The sequence below is a fragment of the Caballeronia arationis genome (assembly GCF_001544975.2).
Taxonomy (GTDB): Bacteria; Pseudomonadota; Gammaproteobacteria; order Burkholderiales; family Burkholderiaceae; genus Caballeronia; species Caballeronia arationis.
In genome coordinates, this window is sequence record NZ_FCOG02000017.1 from 31,376 (window position 1) to 49,911 (window position 18,536).

The 18,536-nt window shown below is 62.9% G+C and carries 18 protein-coding genes; 8 read left to right on the plus strand and 10 right to left on the minus strand.

Features of this window, described 5'->3' with window-relative positions:
* Window positions 1–136 precede the first annotated feature (136 nt).
* Complete coding sequence (locus AWB81_RS12745) at window positions 137–1,063, plus strand: LysR family transcriptional regulator (protein WP_062635766.1); 927 nt, start codon at window positions 137–139, stop codon at window positions 1,061–1,063.
* Between the two features lie 113 nt (window positions 1,064–1,176).
* On the opposite strand, the gene speB is transcribed toward AWB81_RS12745, so the two are convergent.
* Complete coding sequence (speB, locus tag AWB81_RS12750; protein ID WP_062635768.1) at window positions 1,177–2,154, minus strand: agmatinase; 978 nt, start codon at window positions 2,152–2,154, stop codon at window positions 1,177–1,179.
* Window positions 2,155–2,579: 425 nt separating this feature from the next.
* On the opposite strand from speB, the gene AWB81_RS12755 reads away from it, so the two are divergent.
* From AWB81_RS12755 to AWB81_RS12770, 4 genes are all read left to right on the plus strand, one after another.
* A complete protein-coding gene (locus AWB81_RS12755; RefSeq protein ID WP_062635770.1) occupies window positions 2,580–4,187 on the plus strand; it encodes a sugar ABC transporter ATP-binding protein in 1,608 nt (535 codons plus the stop codon).
* Window positions 4,184–5,182 (plus strand): ABC transporter permease, encoded by a 999-nt coding sequence (locus tag AWB81_RS12760; RefSeq protein ID WP_062635772.1) that lies wholly within the window; start codon window positions 4,184–4,186, stop codon window positions 5,180–5,182. Before AWB81_RS12755 ends, AWB81_RS12760 begins: the two co-directional genes overlap by 4 nt.
* Window positions 5,183–5,300: 118 nt before the next feature.
* Window positions 5,301–6,443, plus strand: coding sequence for a substrate-binding domain-containing protein (locus tag AWB81_RS12765; RefSeq protein ID WP_062635774.1), 1,143 nt, complete (start codon window positions 5,301–5,303; stop codon window positions 6,441–6,443).
* A 139-nt stretch (window positions 6,444–6,582) separates the two neighbouring features.
* Window positions 6,583–6,894, plus strand: coding sequence for a Rossmann-fold NAD(P)-binding domain-containing protein (locus AWB81_RS12770; protein WP_143753743.1), 312 nt, complete (start codon window positions 6,583–6,585; stop codon window positions 6,892–6,894).
* Here AWB81_RS12770 and AWB81_RS12775 read toward each other — a convergent pair.
* The 4 genes from AWB81_RS12775 to AWB81_RS12790 all read right to left on the minus strand — a co-directional run bounded on the left by AWB81_RS12775 (window position 6,881) and on the right by AWB81_RS12790 (window position 10,708).
* A complete protein-coding gene (locus AWB81_RS12775) occupies window positions 6,881–7,366 on the minus strand; it encodes a MaoC/PaaZ C-terminal domain-containing protein (protein WP_062635777.1) in 486 nt (161 codons plus the stop codon). The genes AWB81_RS12770 and AWB81_RS12775 overlap by 14 nt on opposite strands.
* Window positions 7,367–7,421: 55 nt before the next feature.
* Window positions 7,422–8,549, minus strand: a complete 1,128-nt coding sequence (locus AWB81_RS12780) for a CaiB/BaiF CoA transferase family protein (protein ID WP_062635779.1) — start codon at window positions 8,547–8,549, stop codon at window positions 7,422–7,424.
* 57 nt (window positions 8,550–8,606) lie between these two features.
* Window positions 8,607–9,608 (minus strand): ketopantoate reductase family protein, encoded by a 1,002-nt coding sequence (locus AWB81_RS12785; protein WP_062635781.1) that lies wholly within the window; start codon window positions 9,606–9,608, stop codon window positions 8,607–8,609.
* Window positions 9,609–9,769: 161 nt separating this feature from the next.
* Window positions 9,770–10,708 (minus strand): AraC family transcriptional regulator, encoded by a 939-nt coding sequence (locus AWB81_RS12790; protein WP_235025787.1) that lies wholly within the window; start codon window positions 10,706–10,708, stop codon window positions 9,770–9,772.
* 180 nt (window positions 10,709–10,888) lie between these two features.
* On the opposite strand from AWB81_RS12790, the gene AWB81_RS12795 reads away from it, so the two are divergent.
* From AWB81_RS12795 to AWB81_RS12805, 3 genes are all read left to right on the plus strand, one after another.
* Window positions 10,889–11,689, plus strand: a complete 801-nt coding sequence (locus AWB81_RS12795; protein WP_235025788.1) for an SDR family NAD(P)-dependent oxidoreductase — start codon at window positions 10,889–10,891, stop codon at window positions 11,687–11,689.
* A 67-nt stretch (window positions 11,690–11,756) separates the two neighbouring features.
* Window positions 11,757–11,978 carry a hypothetical protein gene (locus AWB81_RS12800; RefSeq protein WP_062635785.1) on the plus strand — a complete coding sequence of 74 codons (222 nt, stop codon included), beginning with the start codon at window positions 11,757–11,759 and terminating at the stop codon, window positions 11,976–11,978.
* A complete protein-coding gene (locus tag AWB81_RS12805; protein WP_062635787.1) occupies window positions 11,975–12,955 on the plus strand; it encodes a LysR substrate-binding domain-containing protein in 981 nt (326 codons plus the stop codon). The genes AWB81_RS12800 and AWB81_RS12805 overlap by 4 nt, the downstream gene beginning before the upstream one ends.
* Here AWB81_RS12805 and AWB81_RS12810 read toward each other — a convergent pair.
* The 5 genes from AWB81_RS12810 to AWB81_RS12830 form a co-directional block, all read right to left on the minus strand.
* Entirely contained in the window at window positions 12,945–14,156 is a 1,212-nt protein-coding gene (locus tag AWB81_RS12810) for a cytochrome P450 (protein WP_062635789.1), read from the minus strand. The two genes, AWB81_RS12805 and AWB81_RS12810, sit on opposite strands and share 11 nt — an antisense overlap.
* A gap of 50 nt (window positions 14,157–14,206) precedes the next feature.
* On the minus strand, window positions 14,207–14,902 hold the full coding sequence (locus tag AWB81_RS12815; RefSeq protein WP_062635791.1) for an SDR family NAD(P)-dependent oxidoreductase: 696 nt from the start codon (window positions 14,900–14,902) through the stop codon (window positions 14,207–14,209).
* Between the two features lie 32 nt (window positions 14,903–14,934).
* Window positions 14,935–16,107 carry a CaiB/BaiF CoA transferase family protein gene (locus AWB81_RS12820; protein ID WP_062635793.1) on the minus strand — a complete coding sequence of 391 codons (1,173 nt, stop codon included), beginning with the start codon at window positions 16,105–16,107 and terminating at the stop codon, window positions 14,935–14,937.
* Entirely contained in the window at window positions 16,104–16,970 is an 867-nt protein-coding gene (locus tag AWB81_RS12825; RefSeq protein ID WP_062635795.1) for an enoyl-CoA hydratase/isomerase family protein, read from the minus strand. Before AWB81_RS12825 ends, AWB81_RS12820 begins: the two co-directional genes overlap by 4 nt.
* Before the next feature lie 64 nt (window positions 16,971–17,034).
* On the minus strand, window positions 17,035–18,534 hold the full coding sequence (locus AWB81_RS12830; RefSeq protein WP_062635950.1) for an aldehyde dehydrogenase family protein: 1,500 nt from the start codon (window positions 18,532–18,534) through the stop codon (window positions 17,035–17,037).
* Window positions 18,535–18,536 lie beyond the last annotated feature (2 nt).

Here is an 18,536-nt window from a genome sequence, read left to right on the forward strand (position 1 = left end):
CCACCGATATAAAGGCGCCTTGTGTCGGTGCAGCCTTTTGAGAGACTATGGACGACACGGCCGCGCGTAAAAATCACGTGGATCAGATGTTCATATCGGAAATATCGAAGCAAATGGCGCAAAGGGAGGGACGACGGTGATTCAGTTGCAGGACGTGGACCTCAAGCTACTAAGGGTTTTCATGACGGTGGTGCGGTGCGGCGGTTTTTCCGCCGCCCAGGCGACCCTGAACGTCAGTCAGTCGACCATCAGCGAGCAAATGACGACGCTCGAAACGCGCCTGGGGCTCAAGCTTTGCGAGCGGGGGCGCAGCGGCTTCCGTCTCACAGAGCACGGCGTTGCGACTTACGAAGCGGCGCAGCGGTTGCAACTGGCGGTAGAGAACTTCTGTGTGGATACGGATGCGCTCAAGAAGTACATCTCAGGGAGGCTGTACCTCGGCATCATCGACAACACGGTGACCGACTCGGCTTCTCCCCTGCCGCAGGCACTGCGAGCTTTCGTGTCGAGGGGGCATGACGTGCATCTGGATGTCTACGTCGGCACGCCTGCCGAGCTGGAAGAACGTGTGCTCGATGGCCGTCTGCACATCGCAGTCGGACATTTTCCGCTGCATGTACCAGGGCTCACCTACACCGACCTCTATCGCGAACCGGATGGTCTGTACTGCGGGAGCAGTCATGCGCTCGCAGGCATGTCGCCTGACGAGCCGGCGCTCGAACAGGCCATTGCCTCGAGCCGGGTCGTCGCGCGCGGCTATCTGCAGCAGCACGACCTGCGAATGCTCAGAGTCAGTAAGGCCGCAGCGACCGTGGACAACATCGAAGCGCAGGCCATTCTCATTCTGTCGGGCGCGTACATCGGGTTTCTGCCGATTCACTATGCTGCCCGATGGGTCGCGCGCGGCGAGATGCATCAGATATGCCCCGCTGAGTTCGGCTCCCAGTCGCCATTTTGCGCAGTCACGAGGCGCGCCGCTGTGCCCCCTACCATCCTGCAGGTATTCATGATGGACTTGATGGAAAGCTACCGTCTGGTCCAGAAGACAGCACACGCGGAGTAAGGCAGATCATTGCGCGCAGAGGCGCCTGATCGACGGGGGTCGTGCAGGCCTTTTGCCACCAGTTGCGACTGGCGTCAAAGGAAGCCAGTCGCGCTGCGCGAAGCGCCAGATAACTAACGAGAGAGATGTCGTTTGACCTTACGTTGATGCATCACGCGGCCAATCGTGTTCAGCAGCAATTGCGCCGCCAGGATCGAAGTTGAACCCGAATGGTCGTAGTCGGGCGCGACTTCCACGAGGTCGATGCCGATCACGTCACCCTGTTCCGCAAGGCCAGCGAACAGTTCGAGTCCTTCGTAATACAGCAGGCCGCCGTGGCTTGGCGTGCCGGTGCCGGGCGCAATCGACGGATCAAAGCCATCGATATCGATGGTCAGGTAATAGCGCACACCCTTCGGAATACGGTCCAGCACGCCCTGGATGCCGAGGCGCCGAAGGTCGCGCACCGAGATAATGTCCGAGCCCATCTCGCGTGCCTGTGCATAGCCTTCGCGTGCGGTAGACGACACGTTGCGGATACCGATTTGCGTCATGCCCGATACCACGCTTTTTTCCGCTGCGCGCCGCAGCGGATTGCCGTGGCCATGACGCACGCCATGGCGCTCGTCGACGAAATCAAGGTGGGCGTCGATATGGACGATATGAAACGGCTCCTGACCTTCGAACGCATTGATGCACGGGATGTTGATCGAGTGGTCGCCTCCCATCACCACCGGCAACGCGCCCGCCGCCAGGATCTTGCGCACGCCGTACTCGATATTGGCGTGACTCTTCTCCGTGTTGGTATGCACCATGTCCGCATCGCCGATATCGACCATGCGCACTTCGTCGCTGGGAAGATAAACGACGTCGTCTTCGAAATCGTATGCACCACCGTGTCCGAAGGAGAACAGCGTCGACGCATCCCGAATCGAACGCGGACCAAACCGTGCGCCCGCTCGCCACTGCGTACCGCAGTCGAAAGGGGCGCCCATTACCGCGACGTCCGCGTCGATCTTGTCCCAGTCAAGACACAGCGGAGACTTCGCGAAGGTGCAGATTCCAACAAACGGCAAATTGAGCCGGCCGGTTTCGTAGCTGTTTTCAGACATGATTGCCTTTAGTCCTGTTGCTGATTCAAATATGCGCGGCGCACAGTGCGCCCGCTTCTCTACTGCAAGCGTCGTCCGTTTTGACGGGCCAGCGCTGCATCTGGACAGAGTCTAGGCAAACAAATCCGGTGGAAAAATGCCAATGGTCCGATATACACATCGGGATAGTCCGAAGCGATTCCGGACGTCGGCCAGGGCACCGGGGCCGGCGGACGGAACCACTCCTTTCATCACAATACGAATAAGCAGAAACGATAGGATCATCACAAATAGCGCTGCGATTGTCGCAATTCTCCCGTCAATCGCAGGCAGAATAGGGGTAAATGTTATTGACGCATCATTTGCCTGATGCGAAGATCACAAAACAGCGCGCGACCCGATCGCGAAGCATAAGAATTCGTCACGTCGACGAAGGAGACATCAGGATGAGTGAGCCGGTTGCGGTTGCGGCCTCTTCATCGCCCCGAGTGCCATTGATCCGCGTTACTGGCGTCACCAAGAAGTTCGGTGGCGTACAGGCGCTGCGAGGCGTGAATCTGGAAGTTCTGCCGGGCGAAGTGCATGCACTGCTCGGCGAAAACGGCGCGGGCAAATCCACCCTTATCAAGATACTGAGCGGCGTCCACGCGTATGACGAAGGCTCGATCGAAATCGCCGGCCAGAAGGTCGCGTTCGAATCGCCGGCGAAGTCGCGCGAGGCGGGCGTCGCTGTCGTCTATCAGGACCTGAGTCTCGTCGAATCGCTGTCGGTCGGCGCCAATCTGATGCTCGGGCGCGAGCCGCGCACGCGGCTTGGCTTCGTCAGACAGCGCGAACTGATGGCGCAGGTCAGCGCCTTTCTGCGCGAACATAATATTCCGCTCGATCCGCGCGTGCCCGTCGATTCGCTGCCGTTTGCGTACCGGCAGATGACGGAGATCTGCAAGGCGTTGATGGGCGACGTACGCGTGCTGATCCTCGACGAACCTACTTCCGCGCTAACGGGCGGCGAAGAACAGATTCTCTTCGACGCGATTCGCACAGTGACGGCGCGCGGCGTCGGTGTGATCTACGTGACGCACCGCCTGAACGAGGTGTTTCGCATTTCGCAGCGCGTGACCGTGTTTCGCGACGGGGCGAACGCCGGCCATTTCGCCACAGCCGAGACCGACATGAAGCAGCTCGTCGCGGCGATCGTCGGCCCGCGTCATGCGGCGATGCAGGCCAGACAGGAAACGGCGACCGGCACCGCAGCACAAACTGCGCTAAGCGCAGACGAAAAAACGGGCGCGCCTGTTGCACACAACGCGCCTGTGCTGAAGCTATCGAACGTGAGTAACGCACGTCTCTCCGGCGTGAGTTTCTCACTGCGCCACGGCGAAGTGCACGGCCTCGCAGGCCTGATCGGGAGCGGCCGCACGGAAATCCTGCTGACCATCTTCGGCCTGCTGCCGATTCACGAAGGCACGATCGATCTCGAGGGCCAGCCGCTCGCCGCGCGCCGTCCCGCAGACGCGATCCAGCGCGGCGTTGCGCTCGTGCCGGAAGACCGGCATCTGCAAGGGCTGGTGCTCGATCATTCGATCGAACGCAATCTGACCTTGCCGCGCCTGCCGCAGTTTTCGCGCGGAGGCTGGCTGCGTGCGCAAGCCGCCGCACAGCAGGCACGCATCGCGATGAAGCAGCTTTCCGTCAAGGCACCCGATGCGTCGACGCATGTGAAGTTTCTCTCCGGCGGCAACCAGCAGAAAGTCGTGTTCGCCAAATGGAATTATCCGCGGCCGAAGGTGTTGCTGCTCGATGAGCCGACGGTCGGCGTCGATGTCGGCGCGCGAGAAGAAATCTACGGCGTGGTGCACGACGCAGCGCGCGCGGGCACGGGCGTCGTTGTGGTGTCGTCGGATCTGGACGAACTGTTGCGGCTATGCGATCGCATTTCCATCGTGGTGACCGGCTCGATCGAACGAACCGTCGAGCGCGCGCAGCTTCGCCACGCGGAAGAACTGCACCATCTCATTCAACTACCCCGGCCTATCGAAGAGTCTGCAACATGAACGAGTCTGTTTCGCCATTGCCCGTCGAGCAACAGACCGCCCAGCGTCACGGACGCATGCGGCGCATTGCGCAGCTTCTGCTGCAGGGCGATCGCCCCTACATGCTGTATATCGCGTTTGCGATTCTGCTGGTGGTGTTCAGCTTTGCGTCGCCGTGGTTCCTGTCGATCGACAACTTCCTCAATATCGGGCGGCAAACGGCGCTTGTGTCGATCATCGCGACCGGCATGACCTTCGTGATCATTGCGCGGCAGATCGACCTTTCCGTGGGATCGACGCTGGCGCTGTCGGGCATGTCGGCGGCGCTCGCGATGTCGCACATCAACGATAGCTGGATCGTCGGCGCGATTGCGGGCATCGGAACGGGTGCGATCGTTGGCGCGATCAACGGCTTCGTCACGACGCGCCTAAACATTCCGTCGTTTCTCGTCACGCTCGGAAGTCTGAGCGCGGCGCGCGGTCTCGCGCTGATGGTCACGACGACGCGCCCCGAGATCATCACTAACGACAGGCTCATTGCGATTTTCGGGGAAGGCAATATCGCGGGCGTGCCGGTGCCGATCCTGTGGACGCTGCTCGCCGTGATCGGCGGTATTCTGCTCTTGCACTATAGCGTGTTCGGACGGCAGATCTATGCGGCGGGCGGCAACCCGACGGCCGCGCTTTATTCGGGCATCAACATTCGCCGCGTGACGACGCTCGCTTTCGTGCTGACGGGCGTGCTTGCCGGTATCGCCGCGCTAGTGCTGTCCGCGCGTTCGCATGCGGCGCGCCCGGACGTCGTCCAGGGCATGGAACTCGACGTGATCGCGTCCGTCACGCTTGGCGGCTGCAGTCTGTTCGGGGGACGCGGCTTCATTCTTGGCACGCTGCTCGGCAGTCTCATCATCGGCACGCTGAACAACGGCCTCGTGCTGCTCGGTGTGAGTTCCTCGCTGCAACTCGTCATCAAGGGCGTCATCATCGTCGCGGCAGTCGCGTTCACCCGCAAGTAAGCAGTTGGCGGTCAGAGTAAATGGGTCTCTCGCGCATGCGACGTTGCGCGGCAGGCCATGAAGGGCAATTCAAAAAACGGCAGGAGACGCAGTACATCACGACCAACGGAGGAAAATCATGAACTATCGTCGTGGATCAGGAGTGAGACTGGCGGGTGTCGCGACGGCGACGGCCATGGCCCTATGCTGTTCGCAGGCGTTTGCGCAGGCATGCGAGAAGCTGCCGGTGACGTCGATTGGACCGACGGGCATCGTCGGACAGGGACCGAATGGCGAGAAGGCAGCGTCCGTCGATGCCGTCAAGCTGACGGATGCCGAGGCCGCGAAGGTCAAGGCTGGCAAGTTCAAGGTCGGCATTTCGATGCAGACGATGAACCTCGACTGGTCGCAACTGCAGGTGCAGGGCATCACCGACACGCTGAAGAAATACGACGTGGAAGTGATCGGCACGGCGTCGGCCGAGTATCAGGTCGACAAGCAGATTGCCGACATCGAAAACACAATCCAGCGTCATCCGAACGGCATCATCTCGATTCCCGTCGACGGCACGGCAACGGCTGCGACCTACAAGAAAGTCTCGCAGGCTGGTATCAAGCTCGTGTTCATGGACAACGTGCCGACGGGCCTGAAGCACCCGGACCAGTATTCGGCGATGGTCTCCGCGGACAGCGAGGGCAATGGCCAGATCGCGGCGAAGGTGCTTGCCTCGTGTGTGCCGAAGGGCGGCACGGTCGGTCTCGTGAACTTCGGCGTCGATTATTTCAGCACGACGGAGCGCACGAAGGCCGTCAACGACTGGATGAAGAAAAATCGCCCCGACATCAAGATCAAGCAGGTCGCCTTCACGGACCCGTCGAAGGTCGGCCAGATCGCGGGTGACTTCCTCACCGCCAATCCGGACGTCAAGGGCGTGTTTGCCGTGTGGGACCAGCCTGCGCTCGACACGCTGACGTCGATGCGCGCGCAAGGCGTCAACACGCCCATGACAACGGTCGATCTTGGGCTCGAATCGGCAATCGAAATTGCGAAGGGCGGGCCGCTCAAGGCAACAGGTTCGCAGCGTCCGTACGATCAGGGTGTGGCTGAGGCGATGGCGATGATGAAGGCGCTGATCGGCCAGACGCCGCCGGCGTGGATCGGGGTGCAATCGCTGCCCGTGGTGCAGTCCAACGTGCTCGAATCGTACAAGACGGTATTCAAGAAGGATCCGCCGCCTCAACTGGCGGATGCCTGCAAGAAGGCAGCGCCGGCTTGCGGTTGATGACCTGAAAACGCTTTAGCACGTTAGCTTGAGAGCGAAGCCTTAGCGGGTTTCGCTCATTTTTACTGCGCGCGCTTTGCGATTTTTTTCGCGTCGCGATGTGCTCCTGACCGCAGCCGACGCCGGTTCGCAGTCCGCTATGCTCCAACGCAGCTTCTCGATCACGACGCCGTTCCCTTGGCGCGCCCCCCCGCGCGATCGGGACCTGCTGCACGTGCCGGGCGCCGGGCTGGATCGCCTCGCCTTCGACGCACTGCGCGCTGGAACGGTCGTGTGCAATGCGTTCGAACATGAGATCCCGATTGCGGAATACGTCGCGCTGTCGATGCTGACGCACGAGATCCGCCTGGGCGAGCTGCAGGTGTCAAGTACCCGCGTGCGCCTCCGGCTCTCCCCGACCGTATTCTCTCTCCAGGTCCGTCGGCACCGCGACCCCGTCATGCACTTCTAGCCGCAAACGGCTCCAGGGCACGCGAGGACCACATGAACCGATACACGACTTCAGCCTCGAGAACCAGCCCCTTCGAGGCATCGCATTCCATCGTGCATTGCAGCGTCAGGCGGCCGCCCTCCTCGGTCGCGTCGAACGATATCAGCCTGGCGTCCAGCCGAATGCTGGAACTCGCCGGCACCGGAGCCAGGAAGCGAAGCCGGTTAATGCCGCAGACCCGCGCCGGCTCGGTAGCTTCCAGCAGATAGATGTCGCGAAGCATCGAGTTCATCAGCCCGATGAGAAGGTAGCCGTTCGCGACGCTTCCCGCGCACGCGCCGTGTCTGTTCCGTTCGTCGTCGGCGAAGATGCGATCCCGGTCATCGGTCACGGACGCGAAGGCGTGGATCATCTCCGGACTGACCTCCACCCAGGTGCTCCTGCCCAGTTCGAAGCCCGCGTAAGCCTGGATTCCCTCGATACCTCTCAGCATGATCGGCACGTCGACTTCTCCCTTCGTTCATCGCCTGAGCCAGCAGCGCATACCTTCAGTCTTCGAACAGCTCGCCGTTGCTCGCACCGAGCGTCGGCGCCGGCTGACGCGGCTTCAGCAAGTGGCCGTTGAACCGGGCCGGATAGCGGATCGCCCGAACCGTTCCAGCGGGCGTCTGCAACTGCGAATAGAGCTCGTTGTGGACCACTTGCGGGTCGTCAAGATGCGCGCTTGGTTCGTTCACCGGGCCAGCCGGAACGTCCAGCTCGCGAAAGCGTGCGAGCCATTCGACGGTGGTCCGCTCCTTGAGCGGTCCGGCGACTCGCTCGAAGAACGCATGCGTCATCTCCTTGCGATTCGCAATTCGCTTGATCTCGTCCTTCCACTCGGGATGGCCGATCGCATCCAGCGTCCTGCTAAGCTGCTTGCCCGTCACGGGAGAGAGCACCAGATAGCCGTCCTTTGTCGCGAGCACCGGCTGCGGAGCGAGCGTCACCGCAGCATCGTCATCGACAAAGGTCCGGTTATGGAACATGTCCGGGAAGTTGTAGTAGGACATGATGTCGAGCATCGATGTCTCGAGATGAATCGCCTTCTGCGACTTGTCGCGGGCGATGACGCCGGACAGCGCCATCTGTGCTGCAAAGACCGCCGCAACTTTGTCGGCGAGAAAGGTGTTCGTCGCGCGCGGCGTGCCGCCTGCAGCCTCGTAGCTCAGCAAGCCGGTGCGGCCCTGGATCAGCGCATCGAATGCCGGCTCCGTGGCAAGATCGCCGTCCGGCCCGTAGCCGGTGATCGAAAGCTGCACGATGCGAGGATTCAACTCGCTCAGCTGCTCGAAACTCAGGCCGAGCGAAGCCGAGACGTGTGGTCGCCAGTTCTCGATGTAGATATCGGCGTCGCTCAGAAGCGCCTTGAACCGCGCCAAATCCTCCGGTGACTTGAGATCCAGCACGACGCTTCGCTTACCGCGGTTCGAATTGGTCCATACGGTGCCGACCCCTTCCCAGCCATGCCCGAAGTTGCGATAAGGATCGCCCGATGGCGGCTCGACCTTGATCACGTCCGCGCCCAGATCCGAGAGCATCTGCGCGCAGAACGGCCCTGAAATATAGCTGCAGGCTTCCACGACTTTGTAGCCTTCAAGCGGACGCCGGAAAGATTCGGACGAACGGGTTGTCATCGATACTGCTCCTTCGATCGGTTGGATGTGATGCGCCTAGAGACACCGCTATGCGTTTCAGGCGTGAGTGGCAGCTCCGTTACGCCCCGCCGTTTGTGCGCGAAGCCGCGCCATCGCGAGAATGGAATCGAGTACCGGCGTGCGCATCTCGGCAAGCTCGCGCACGGCGTACAGCGATTCGGTGAGCGCGTCTAGTTCGAGGGCACGCCCAGCTTCGAGATCCTGCAACATGGACATCTTGTGATGTGTGGCGCTCAGAGTCATCGCGATGCGCTTGTCGGGATCGGGACCAATGGCGATATCCAGACGCTGTGCGAGTGCATCCGCTTCGAGCATCATCGCCTTGACGATTGCAACGATATCGCCTGCGTCGCGCATCTCGCCGAGGGTCGCCTGCGTCAGCACGGCGACCGGATTCCAGCACAGGCTGTTGACGAACTTGATCCAGATCGCCGAGCGGATGTCGTCGTTGACCTTCGATGCGATGCCGCTTGCGCTCAGCAGTTCGCTCAGGCGATCCACGCGCGCTGACCGGCTTCCGTCGAGTTCGCCGATCGGACAACCCGCCTTCGCGCCGTCTTGCGCGATCACGCCCGGCTCGACCGGATGCGCGCCGATCCAATACACGCAGCCCAGCACCTGTTGCGGCGGAAGCGCAAGCCACTGACGACCCGCAGGATCAATACGCTGCATCTGCCGATCCTTCAGCGCGCCCCGTGCTGCGTGAAAGAAGTAATACGGAATGCCCGTCGTCGGCGGCAACACGACGGTGTTACGGTCCATCAGATGTCCGATCTGATCGAGCGCCCCGCCGACCTGATGCGCCTTGAGCGTGATGAACACGTAGTCCTGCACGCCCAGTTCGCGCGAATCGGACCGCGCATTGACGCGGACCGTGAAATCCTCGGCTGGCGTGACGACCCGGATGCCGTTCGAGCGGATCGCATCGAGCGTCGCGCCTCGCGCCACCACGCTGACTTCGCACAGTCCCGAGCGCGCGAGATGACCCGCGATGTATCCGCCAATTGCGCCGCCGCCGAAAATGCATACCTTGAGCATCGTGCGTTTTTCCGCTGACCGTCAATGAAGGTCCTGCGCGTTTCGAAGCTCGACGCAGGACGTCGTGTTGATGGGCAGACGATAAGGCGTGCGGGCAGGAAGGGAAAATACTAAAAAACGATGGGTCGAGCGGATCCGCTTATGGCTGCTTCGGGCGTCCTTCAGATTGTGGCGGCGTCGCTGCCCTTGCGGCCCGCTCGCCGGTACGACGCAGGCGCGCGCCCTACGATCCTGCTGAATGCGGTGCTGAACGCGCTGTCGGAGAGATAACCGATCGACAGCGCAATATCGCTGATCGACTGCTCGCTGTTGAGCAGTGCATCCTTGGCAAGCGCGATCCGCCAGTTCGAAAGATATGTTGCGGGTGCCACGCCCACGCGTTCGGCGAACCTTCGCGCGAACACGGCACGCGACATACCGACCTGCTTTGCCAGCGAAGCGACGGTCCAGTGCCGCGCGACGTCCGCGTGCATTTTTTGCAGCGCCGTCGCGATGGGCGGATCGGCCATGCCGCTCAGCCATCCCGCGCGTTGCCCCTGCATGTGCTGCATCGGGCGGCGCAGCACTTCGACGAGCATCACTTCCACGAGCCGGCTCATCACGAGATCGCGGCCGGGCCGCTCGCCCAGCGCTTCTTCGCCGATGAGTTCGAGCACGCGAGTCAGGCGGCCCGCTTCTTCGTCAGAGGAGCGGATGAAGATCAGTTCGGGCAACAAGCCGGAAAGCAGTGCCGCATGCTCCGCTTCGACCTGAAAGTAGCCGCCGACGAGCCGGGTCGGCTCTCCCCTGCTGCCATCGTTCCAGCGAACGTAATCGCCTTCGCGCGACTTGTCTGCGAGCGCGGCGAGCTGCGGGCTGACCTCGGGATCGCTCGCGAGGCAGTAGCGCGGCTTCGCGGCCAGCAGGAGATAGTCGCCTTGCTGCATGAGGAGCGCGGGACCGGCTTCCGGAAGGAACCAGCAGTGTCCGGCGACGACGAGGCAGAAGCGCGGCGCGTCGCGATGCGGCACGGTCATGCCCCATCGCCCCTGTGCGTCGACGGTCTTCCAGAGGACCGCCTGCGGCCTCATCAGTCTGACGATATCGTTCAGAACATCCAATTGAGACGATCCGTAATCTTTTAGAGATACTCGATTATGGATCATCTTTCTGCATTTCTATAACGTCTCTCATTAACGGCCCGTTTTTCGCGCAACCCATCGATTCAGTCTGCGCGAACGACCCGGGCCCGACACCGCGTATGGCCCGGCAGAGGCCCATGAAGCATGGTGGAGACAGACGTGAGCAAACTAAAAGACAGGCTCGTCATCGTGACAGGAGCTGCCCAGGGCATGGGCCGTGCGATCGCCGTCGAGGCCGCACGACAGGGCGCGGCCTGGGTGACGCTCGCAGACATCCAGGACGACGAGGGCCGCGCCGCCGCGGCGGAAGTCGAAGCAGCCGGCGCCAAAGCCCTTTTCATCCGGACCGACCTCTCGGTCACCGACTCGATTCGTCACATGATCGAAGAGACCGCGCGCCGCGCCGGGGGCATCGACGTGCTGGTGAACAACGCCGGCATCACCGACGACGGCCTGACCGGCCGCGCCCCGACGGTCGAAGACCTTCCCGAGGAAGTCTGGGACAAGGTGATGAACATCAACCTCAAGGCGATGTGGCTCGCCACCAAATTCGCCGCACCTTACCTCCGGCAGTCGAAGCGCAGCCCTGCGATCGTCAACGGCGCGTCGGTCGCGAGCAGCGTCGCGTATCCCGGGCTGCCGTCCTATGCGACGAGCAAGGGCGGCGTCGTGATGCTGACGAAGGCGACCGCCGTCGATCTCGCCGATGCGGGAATCCGCTGCAACGCGTACGCGCCCGGCGCCATCGATACACCGATGCTGAGCAGGAGCGTGCAGCACGCGGCCGATGTCGAGCACGCGCGAAAGCGGCTGTGGGGCACGCATCTCATCAGGCGGCTGGGGCTCCCGGAGGAAGTCGCGCGGCTCGTGTGCTTTCTCGCATCCGATGAGGCTTCGTTCTCGACCGGCAGCATCTTCGGCATCGATGCCGGCACGCTCGCCTGGCGCGGCGCCCACTGAACCATTGGCACCGCGCCGATGGTCGCGCTGTGACAGGCACTCATGCTCACCGGCAAGAGGAGACACGATGAAAAACAGCATCTACTCGGGCCGCCTCGACCCGGACGCCGCGCGTTCGGCCGTCGTGGTGCAGTTGGCGCGTATCGCGCGCTACGTCGGCCTCGCGCTTTATATGGTCGATCCCGTGCACGGCGCGGCCGAAGCCCTGCTGGTCGCCGAATATTCAAATGGCGCTGCGCCAATGCCTGAACGCGAGCCGCGCGAATCCGAAGATGGAGCGTGGACATGAACATCCGCCAGCTTCAGTACTTCCTTGCGGTGGCTGCCGAACTGAACTTCACGCGCGCATCCGAACGCGTGAACATCGCGCAGCCCGCCCTGAGCGCGCAGATCATCTCGCTCGAAGAGGAACTCGGCACGCCGCTGTTTACCCGCGAGAAGCGCAAAGTCCTGCTCACGCCTGCCGGTGAGATTCTCGTGGAGCATGCGCAGCGCGTGCTGAACACGGCATCGGCGGCGATAGCGGCGGTCCGTGCATCGGGTCGCGGCGCGCGGGCGCAATTGGTGGTCGGCGCGATCTACACCGCGATCTATTGCTTCCTGCCCAACACCTTGCGCGTGTTCAAGGCGCTCGCGCCCAATTCCGATGTGAGCCTCCAGGAGATGACCATCGCACAGCAGATCGCCGGCCTGAAGGAAGGCGCGATCGAAGTCGGGCTCGTGCGCGGACACATCTACGATCACAACATCGTCACCGAGTTGCTCTATCGCGAGCTGCTCGTGGTCGCGGTGCCCGCAGGCAGCGAATACGACGTGCCCGGCCCGGTCGGTCTCGGCGAGCTCGCGACATGGCCGCTGATCGCGGTCGCGCGCGGCACCGCGACAGAACGCGGCTATGGCGACCGGGTCCTCGACATCTTCGAGGACGAAAGCCGCAAGCCCACCATCGCGCGAGAGGCGTACGACATGCACACGTCGGCGTGTCTCGTGGCGGCGGGGATGGGCGTCGCGGTGGTGCCGGCGATCATGCAGTTGATGAAGCCGCTCGGAATCAGCTACAGGCCGCTCGATGCAGACGCGCCGGGCGTATCGCTGTCTCTCGCCTGGCACAAGGACCGGGTACCGCCGCTTCTCGGAGTCTGGCGCGAGGCGGCCCGTGCGAATGCCGCGACGTTGATCGCGCAGCATCCGGAACTGTTCCTGCACAATGCCCGGCAACCAGCCGCCGAGCCTCCCGCCGCCGTCGACACCCCCGTCACCACGTAACGGGCAGCGTCTGCAAGCCCTGCACAAAGTGATCGCCCTTGCCCTTGATCTCTTCTTGTGGGACCGCGAATTTCAGTGTGGGAATCCGCTCGAATAACGAGCCGAAGACGGTCTGCAATTCGAGCCGCGCGAGCGGCTGCCCGAGGCACTGGTGATTACCGTAGCTGAACGCAACGTGATGCCCGGCCTTGCGCGTGATATCGAACTTCTCCGGATTCTCGAACGCGACCTCGTCGTGATTCGCACCGGAAATCAGCGCGACGACGCCCTCTCCCTTGCGGATCGTGTGACCGGCGATCTCGACATCCTCCAGCGCGACGCGAAACGCGTTGTAGTGCACGATCGTATGAAAGCGCAGCATTTCCTCGACCGCACCGCGCAACAGCGAAGGATCGGCGCGCAGCAGTACAAGCTGGTCCGGATTGGTGAGGAAGCTGTACACGCCGAGCGCCATCTGGTTCGCAGTCGTTTCGTGACCGGCCATGAGCAGCAGTTCCGCCATGATGACCAGTTCCCGATGCGACAGATTCCCCGGGCGCACCTGCTCGACGATCAGCCGGCTCAGAAGATCCTCCCTGTTTTCAGCGTCCTTCTCGCGCGCGGTGATGAGCGTGTCGAGATAGCTCAGCATGCGCTCGGACGCGCCTCTGGGAATCTCAGGATCGACATCGAGCAGCACTTTCAGCCGGCTTTGCTCCTGAAAGAAGCCGTGATCCTCGCGCGGGACATCGAGTATGCCGGCGATCACCTCCGAGGTGAACGGCAGGAACAGGTCTTCGACGAGGTTCGCAGGCGGCCCCTTGCTCAGCAGTTCATCGAGCAGCCGACCGAAGATGCCCTCGATGCGCGGACGCATCGCTTCGACGCGCTTGATCATGAACTCCTTCGTCAGCATGCGGCGAAAGTGTCCGTGCTCGGGCGGGTCCATGCGAATGAACGCAGGTTCCAGGTCGAGGACCGCGTTGCGCGCCGCCGAAAGACTCGGAAAGCCCGGCACGCCCGGATTGCCGCTGAAGCGGTTGTCGCCGAGCACGGCGCGAACGTCGTCATAGCGCGTAAAGAGCCAGGCGTTCGTGCCGTCCCACATGCGAATCTGGACCGGACCGGGTTGCTGCTGGAACGCCTTGTATTCCTGTGGCGGAACAAACGGGCATTGCCTCGGCATCGGAAACGACGGCGCGCTGTAAGGACATCCGGACATTGCTTCTCCCTTCATCGTCTAGGCTCGCGGGCGACGCCCGGAACAGGTTTTCAGAGACCGCCGTTGACGTCGACCGTCGCGCCGGTGATGTAGCGTGCGTCGTCGCTGACAAGAAAGCCGATGACCGACGCGATCTCCTCCGGCTCGGCCGCGCGTTGCAGGCCCGAGCCGGCGATCAGCTTGTCGCGGATTTCTTTGGGCACTTTTTCGCCCATCGCCGTGTTGATCGTGCCCGGCGACACCGCAGCGACGCGGATCCCATGCGGCCCGAGCGGCTTCGCGAGACTCTTGGTCAGGTTGACGATGGCCGCTTTCGAGCCGCCGTAATCGGTGACGCCGCTGCCGAGCGTCGCGACGATCGACGCGAGATTGACAATCACACCGCCGCCGCCCGCCGCGACCAGACGCCTCGCGACCTCCTGGCTCAGGAAGAACGGCGCTCGCGTGTTCACGCCGTAAGTGAAGTCATAGTCGGACGGTGAGATGTCGAAGAACGACTTGCCGTGCCACACGCCGGCGTTGTTGACGAGCACGCGGATCGTGCCGTATTCCGCGTCGATGAATTCGATTGACGCCCTGATCTGTTCGTAGTCGGTCACGTCGCACTTGCGATACGCGAACTCGCCCTTGCCGGTATCAGCGACATCCATGCCGACCACCGTATAGCCGCGCTCACTCAGGTTCTTGCAAATGGCTTGCCCGGTCAGTCCGTTGGACCCCGTCACGACTGCGATTTTCCTGCTCATGCCTCACCTCTTCGTCATGTGATGTTGATGAACTAGCGCGAGCGCGTCGGCATCGAAGGCCACGCCGCCCCGCTTGACGTCAGCACTTCCGCGTTGTGCTCGCCGAGCATCGGCGGAGAACGCGTGATGTGCGTCGGCGTTCCCGAGAACTGGAGCGGGTTGTTGATGACCCTGAACTCCCCGCCCTTCGGGTGATGCAGGGTCCTGAGCAATGTCTCGGCGACGTGCGGGTCGCTGAACACTTCCGGCCAGGTCCTGATCGCGCCGTAGATGGCGCCCGCCGACGACAGCACCGTTTCCCAGTGAGCCAGATCGCGCGCAGCAAAGATCTCCGCGAGCCGCGCATCGACCGCCTCGCGGTTCGCGAGGCGCGCATCCTTTGTCGCGAACCGCGGATCGGTCTTCAGCTCGCTCGCACCGAGTGCGTCGCAAAGGATCTGCCAGAACTTGTCGTTGATCGTGATGATCATGATGTCCCGGCCATCGGCGCTCGCGTAGGTGTTGTTGGGCACGATGTCCCAATGCTGGTTGCCCATGCGTACTGGCGTCTTGCCGGTGAGGTCGAAGTACACATCGCGCGGGACCTGGCTGAAGATGCTCGCGTCGAGCATCGAGAGGTCCACGCGCTGCCCCTCGCCCGTCCGTTCGCGCGCCTGCAACGCGGTGAGGATGCCGATCGTCGCAATGAGCGCGGTCACGAGGTCCGAGAACGGAAACCCGGTCTTGAGCGGTCCTGATTCCTCGGTGCCCGTCACCTGCATCACGCCCGAGACGGCCTGGATCACCATGTCGAGCGCCGGGCGGTTCCTGTCAGGCCCGGTGCGCCCGAACCCTGAAATCGAGCAGTAGACAAGACGCGGATTGATCTTGCGCAGGTCCTCGTAACCGAGGCCCGCGCGCTCGGTCAGGCCCGGCCGGAAGTTTTCGACCAGCACGTCGGCTTCGGCAGCGAGGGCGAGAGCGGCGGCGCGGCCCTCTTCGCTTTTGAGATCGAGCACGATGCCGCGCTTGTTCCGGTTCACGCCGAGGAAGAACGCGCCGTCCCCGCCCAGCGTCGTTTCTCCGGAGCGGCGAAACGGATCGCCTTCCGGCTGCTCGACCTTGATCACGTCGGCGCCCGAATCACCGAGCATCATCGTGGCGAACGGCCCGGTCATCATCTGCGTGAAGTCGAGGATCTTCAGTCCCGCAAGCGCCGCGTTCATGCTTCGTCCTTCTTGACGTAGAACGCCTCGCGATCATGATTCGACGCGCGCACGCCCTTGTCCCGGCGCTGCTTCATGAAGTTGTATTCGTCGCCCTCGTAGCGGACGTTGGTCGCGAGCGTGTGCAGGATGTGGCCATAGGAAAACTGACTCGATATGCCGAGCGATTCCATCGCAAGATTGGTGGCGGCCTTGCCCATGACGATGCCGTCGCGCGGCAGGCGAACGATGCGTTCGGCCCACTCCTCGCCTGCGTCTGCTAGCGAAGCGAGCGGCACCACCCGGTTGAGCAGACCATTCGCAAGGCACGTTTGCGCGTCCCACACGTCGGCCATCAGCAGCAGTTCGCGCGCCTTGCGCGGACCCATCGCCATCATTTCCCACGCGGCAAAATATGCGGCGCCGGAGAGTCCCAGCTTCTGCTCCGGGTGCCCCATCTTCGCGGTATCGGCCGCGATCACGAGATCCGATGCTTCCGCCAGATACAGCCCGCCGCCCAGGCAGTAGCCCTTGACGAGCGACAGCGTCGGCTTGAGGCACTTGAACACGCGCTCGAAGCGTGCGAGGTAATCCTTGTCGTGCAAGAGGCGCGCGCGCTGGCTCGGCTTGCGCGGACGGCCCTTGTCGTCGAACGTGGTCTCGCCGTATTCGGTGCCGACTTCGGCAAGGTCGTGCCCGGTCGTGAAATCGTCGCCCGCGCCTTGCAGCACGATCACGCGCACGTCGTCGTCGTCCTCGGCGCGATCGTAGCCGTCCATTAACTGTTCGAGCATCGCGTTGGTCATCGCGTTTTTCTTCTCGGGACGATTGATGGTGATGTATGCGCGGCCGTCTTTCGCGAGGTAATCGATGCTGCCTGTCATGCTGCGTCTCCTTTCGCGCCCGTGCGAGCGCCTTTTCGATGAGTGAAATGCAGTGGGGAAATGTTCAGACGTTCAGGTTGATGGCCACTGCCTTCACCTCGGTGTACATCTCGATCGCGTCGTAGCCGCGCTCGCGTCCCCAGCCCGACTGCTTGTAGCCGCCGTACGGCAGCGCTGAATCCGGAGACGAGAGCGCATTGACGTTGACGATGCCCGCCTGCATCCGACGCGCCATCTTGTGCGCCGTGCCGAGATCGCTCGTCCAGATGCTGGCGGCGAGGCCGTAGGTCGTCGCGTTGGCCGTGGCGCTTATGCGGTCTAGGTCGTCATCGTCGAAGGACATCGCGCACAGCACCGGCCCGAAGATCTCTTCATCGTGCACGGCCATACCGGGCTTCACGCCGGTCAGCACGGTCGGCTGCACGAAGAAGCCGCGCTCGCCCGTCGTGCCGCCGCCGGCCAGAAGCGTTGCGCCCTGCTCCTGTCCGCTGTGGATGTAACCCATCACGCGGTCGAGCTGGCGTCGCGAGATCACGGGGCCCATCTCCGTACCGACGTCGAGACCGTGGCCCAGCCTGATGCTGTTCGCCCGACGGGCGACGGCGTCGAGCACCTGATCGTAGGCACGTTCATGCACGTAAAGCCGTGAACCCGCCGCGCAAATCTGGCCGGCGTGAAAGAAGATCGACGAGCACACGCCCGCTGCGGCCGCTTCGAGGTTCGCATCGGGGAAAACGATGACGGGAGACTTCCCGCCGAGTTCGAGCGACACTCGCTTGAGGTTGCCGCTCGCCCCCTGCAGGATGCGTCGACCGGTTTCGCCAGAGCCAGTGAACGCGACCTTGTCGACCCCGGGGTGCGCGGCGATCGCGGCGCCGGCCGGATTGCCGAAGCCCGTAACGACATTGAGGACGCCCGGCGGAATGCCCGCTTCAAGCGCGAGTTCGCCGAGCCGCAGCGCGGTGAGCGGTGTCTGCTCGGACGGCTTGAGCACGATGGTGCAGCCGGTCGCGAGCGCGGGCGCGATCTTCCACATCGCCATATTCAACGGGAAATTCCACGGGATGATCTGACCGACGACGCCCACCGGTTCGCGCAACGTGTACGCGTGCCATTCGCCCGGCAGCGAAACGTTTGGCGTCTGACCGCCCATCTTGGTCGTCCACCCCGCCATGTAGCGCAGCATTTCGGCGATGCCCACGACGTCGCCATTGCGGCAGAACACGCGCGGCTTGCCGCTGTTGATGCACTCGAGATCGGCGAGTTCCTCGGCATGCGCTTCGATCAGTTCGGCGAAGCGCAACATGAGCCGCGTGCGTTCCGCCGGCGTCGTCTTGCGCCACGGGCCTTCGAACGCCCGGCGGGCCGCATCGACGGCACGGTCGACATCGGTTGCGGACGCTTCGGCCGCCGTCGCGATGACTTCGCCCGTGGCCGGATCGAGGATGTCGGTGCGACGACCCGAATCGGCCTCGACCATGCAGCCGTCGATCAGAAGCCCATGTTCTCGCTGAAGAAAGTTTCGCGATGCTTCACCCAGTGCGGGATGCAAGCTCGTGGTCATGT

Excerpts from the sequence above, each read along its gene's own strand:
- speB (WP_062635768.1), bottom strand. The coding sequence starts at position 2,154 with ATGTCTGAAAACAGCTACGAAACCGGCCGGCTCAATTTGCCGTTTGTT.
- AWB81_RS12755 (WP_062635770.1), top strand. The coding sequence starts at position 2,580 with ATGAGTGAGCCGGTTGCGGTTGCGGCCTCTTCATCGCCCCGAGTGCCA.
- AWB81_RS12760 (WP_062635772.1), top strand. The coding sequence starts at position 4,184 with ATGAACGAGTCTGTTTCGCCATTGCCCGTCGAGCAACAGACCGCCCAG.
- AWB81_RS12765 (WP_062635774.1), top strand. The coding sequence starts at position 5,301 with ATGAACTATCGTCGTGGATCAGGAGTGAGACTGGCGGGTGTCGCGACG.
- AWB81_RS12770 (WP_143753743.1), top strand. The coding sequence starts at position 6,583 with ATGCTCCAACGCAGCTTCTCGATCACGACGCCGTTCCCTTGGCGCGCC.
- AWB81_RS12775 (WP_062635777.1), bottom strand. The coding sequence starts at position 7,366 with ATGCTGAGAGGTATCGAGGGAATCCAGGCTTACGCGGGCTTCGAACTG.
- AWB81_RS12780 (WP_062635779.1), bottom strand. The coding sequence starts at position 8,549 with ATGACAACCCGTTCGTCCGAATCTTTCCGGCGTCCGCTTGAAGGCTAC.
- AWB81_RS12785 (WP_062635781.1), bottom strand. The coding sequence starts at position 9,608 with ATGCTCAAGGTATGCATTTTCGGCGGCGGCGCAATTGGCGGATACATC.
- AWB81_RS12800 (WP_062635785.1), top strand. The coding sequence starts at position 11,757 with ATGAAAAACAGCATCTACTCGGGCCGCCTCGACCCGGACGCCGCGCGT.
- AWB81_RS12805 (WP_062635787.1), top strand. The coding sequence starts at position 11,975 with ATGAACATCCGCCAGCTTCAGTACTTCCTTGCGGTGGCTGCCGAACTG.
- AWB81_RS12810 (WP_062635789.1), bottom strand. The coding sequence starts at position 14,156 with ATGTCCGGATGTCCTTACAGCGCGCCGTCGTTTCCGATGCCGAGGCAA.
- AWB81_RS12815 (WP_062635791.1), bottom strand. The coding sequence starts at position 14,902 with ATGAGCAGGAAAATCGCAGTCGTGACGGGGTCCAACGGACTGACCGGG.
- AWB81_RS12820 (WP_062635793.1), bottom strand. The coding sequence starts at position 16,107 with ATGAACGCGGCGCTTGCGGGACTGAAGATCCTCGACTTCACGCAGATG.
- AWB81_RS12825 (WP_062635795.1), bottom strand. The coding sequence starts at position 16,970 with ATGACAGGCAGCATCGATTACCTCGCGAAAGACGGCCGCGCATACATC.
- AWB81_RS12830 (WP_062635950.1), bottom strand. The coding sequence starts at position 18,534 with ATGACCACGAGCTTGCATCCCGCACTGGGTGAAGCATCGCGAAACTTT.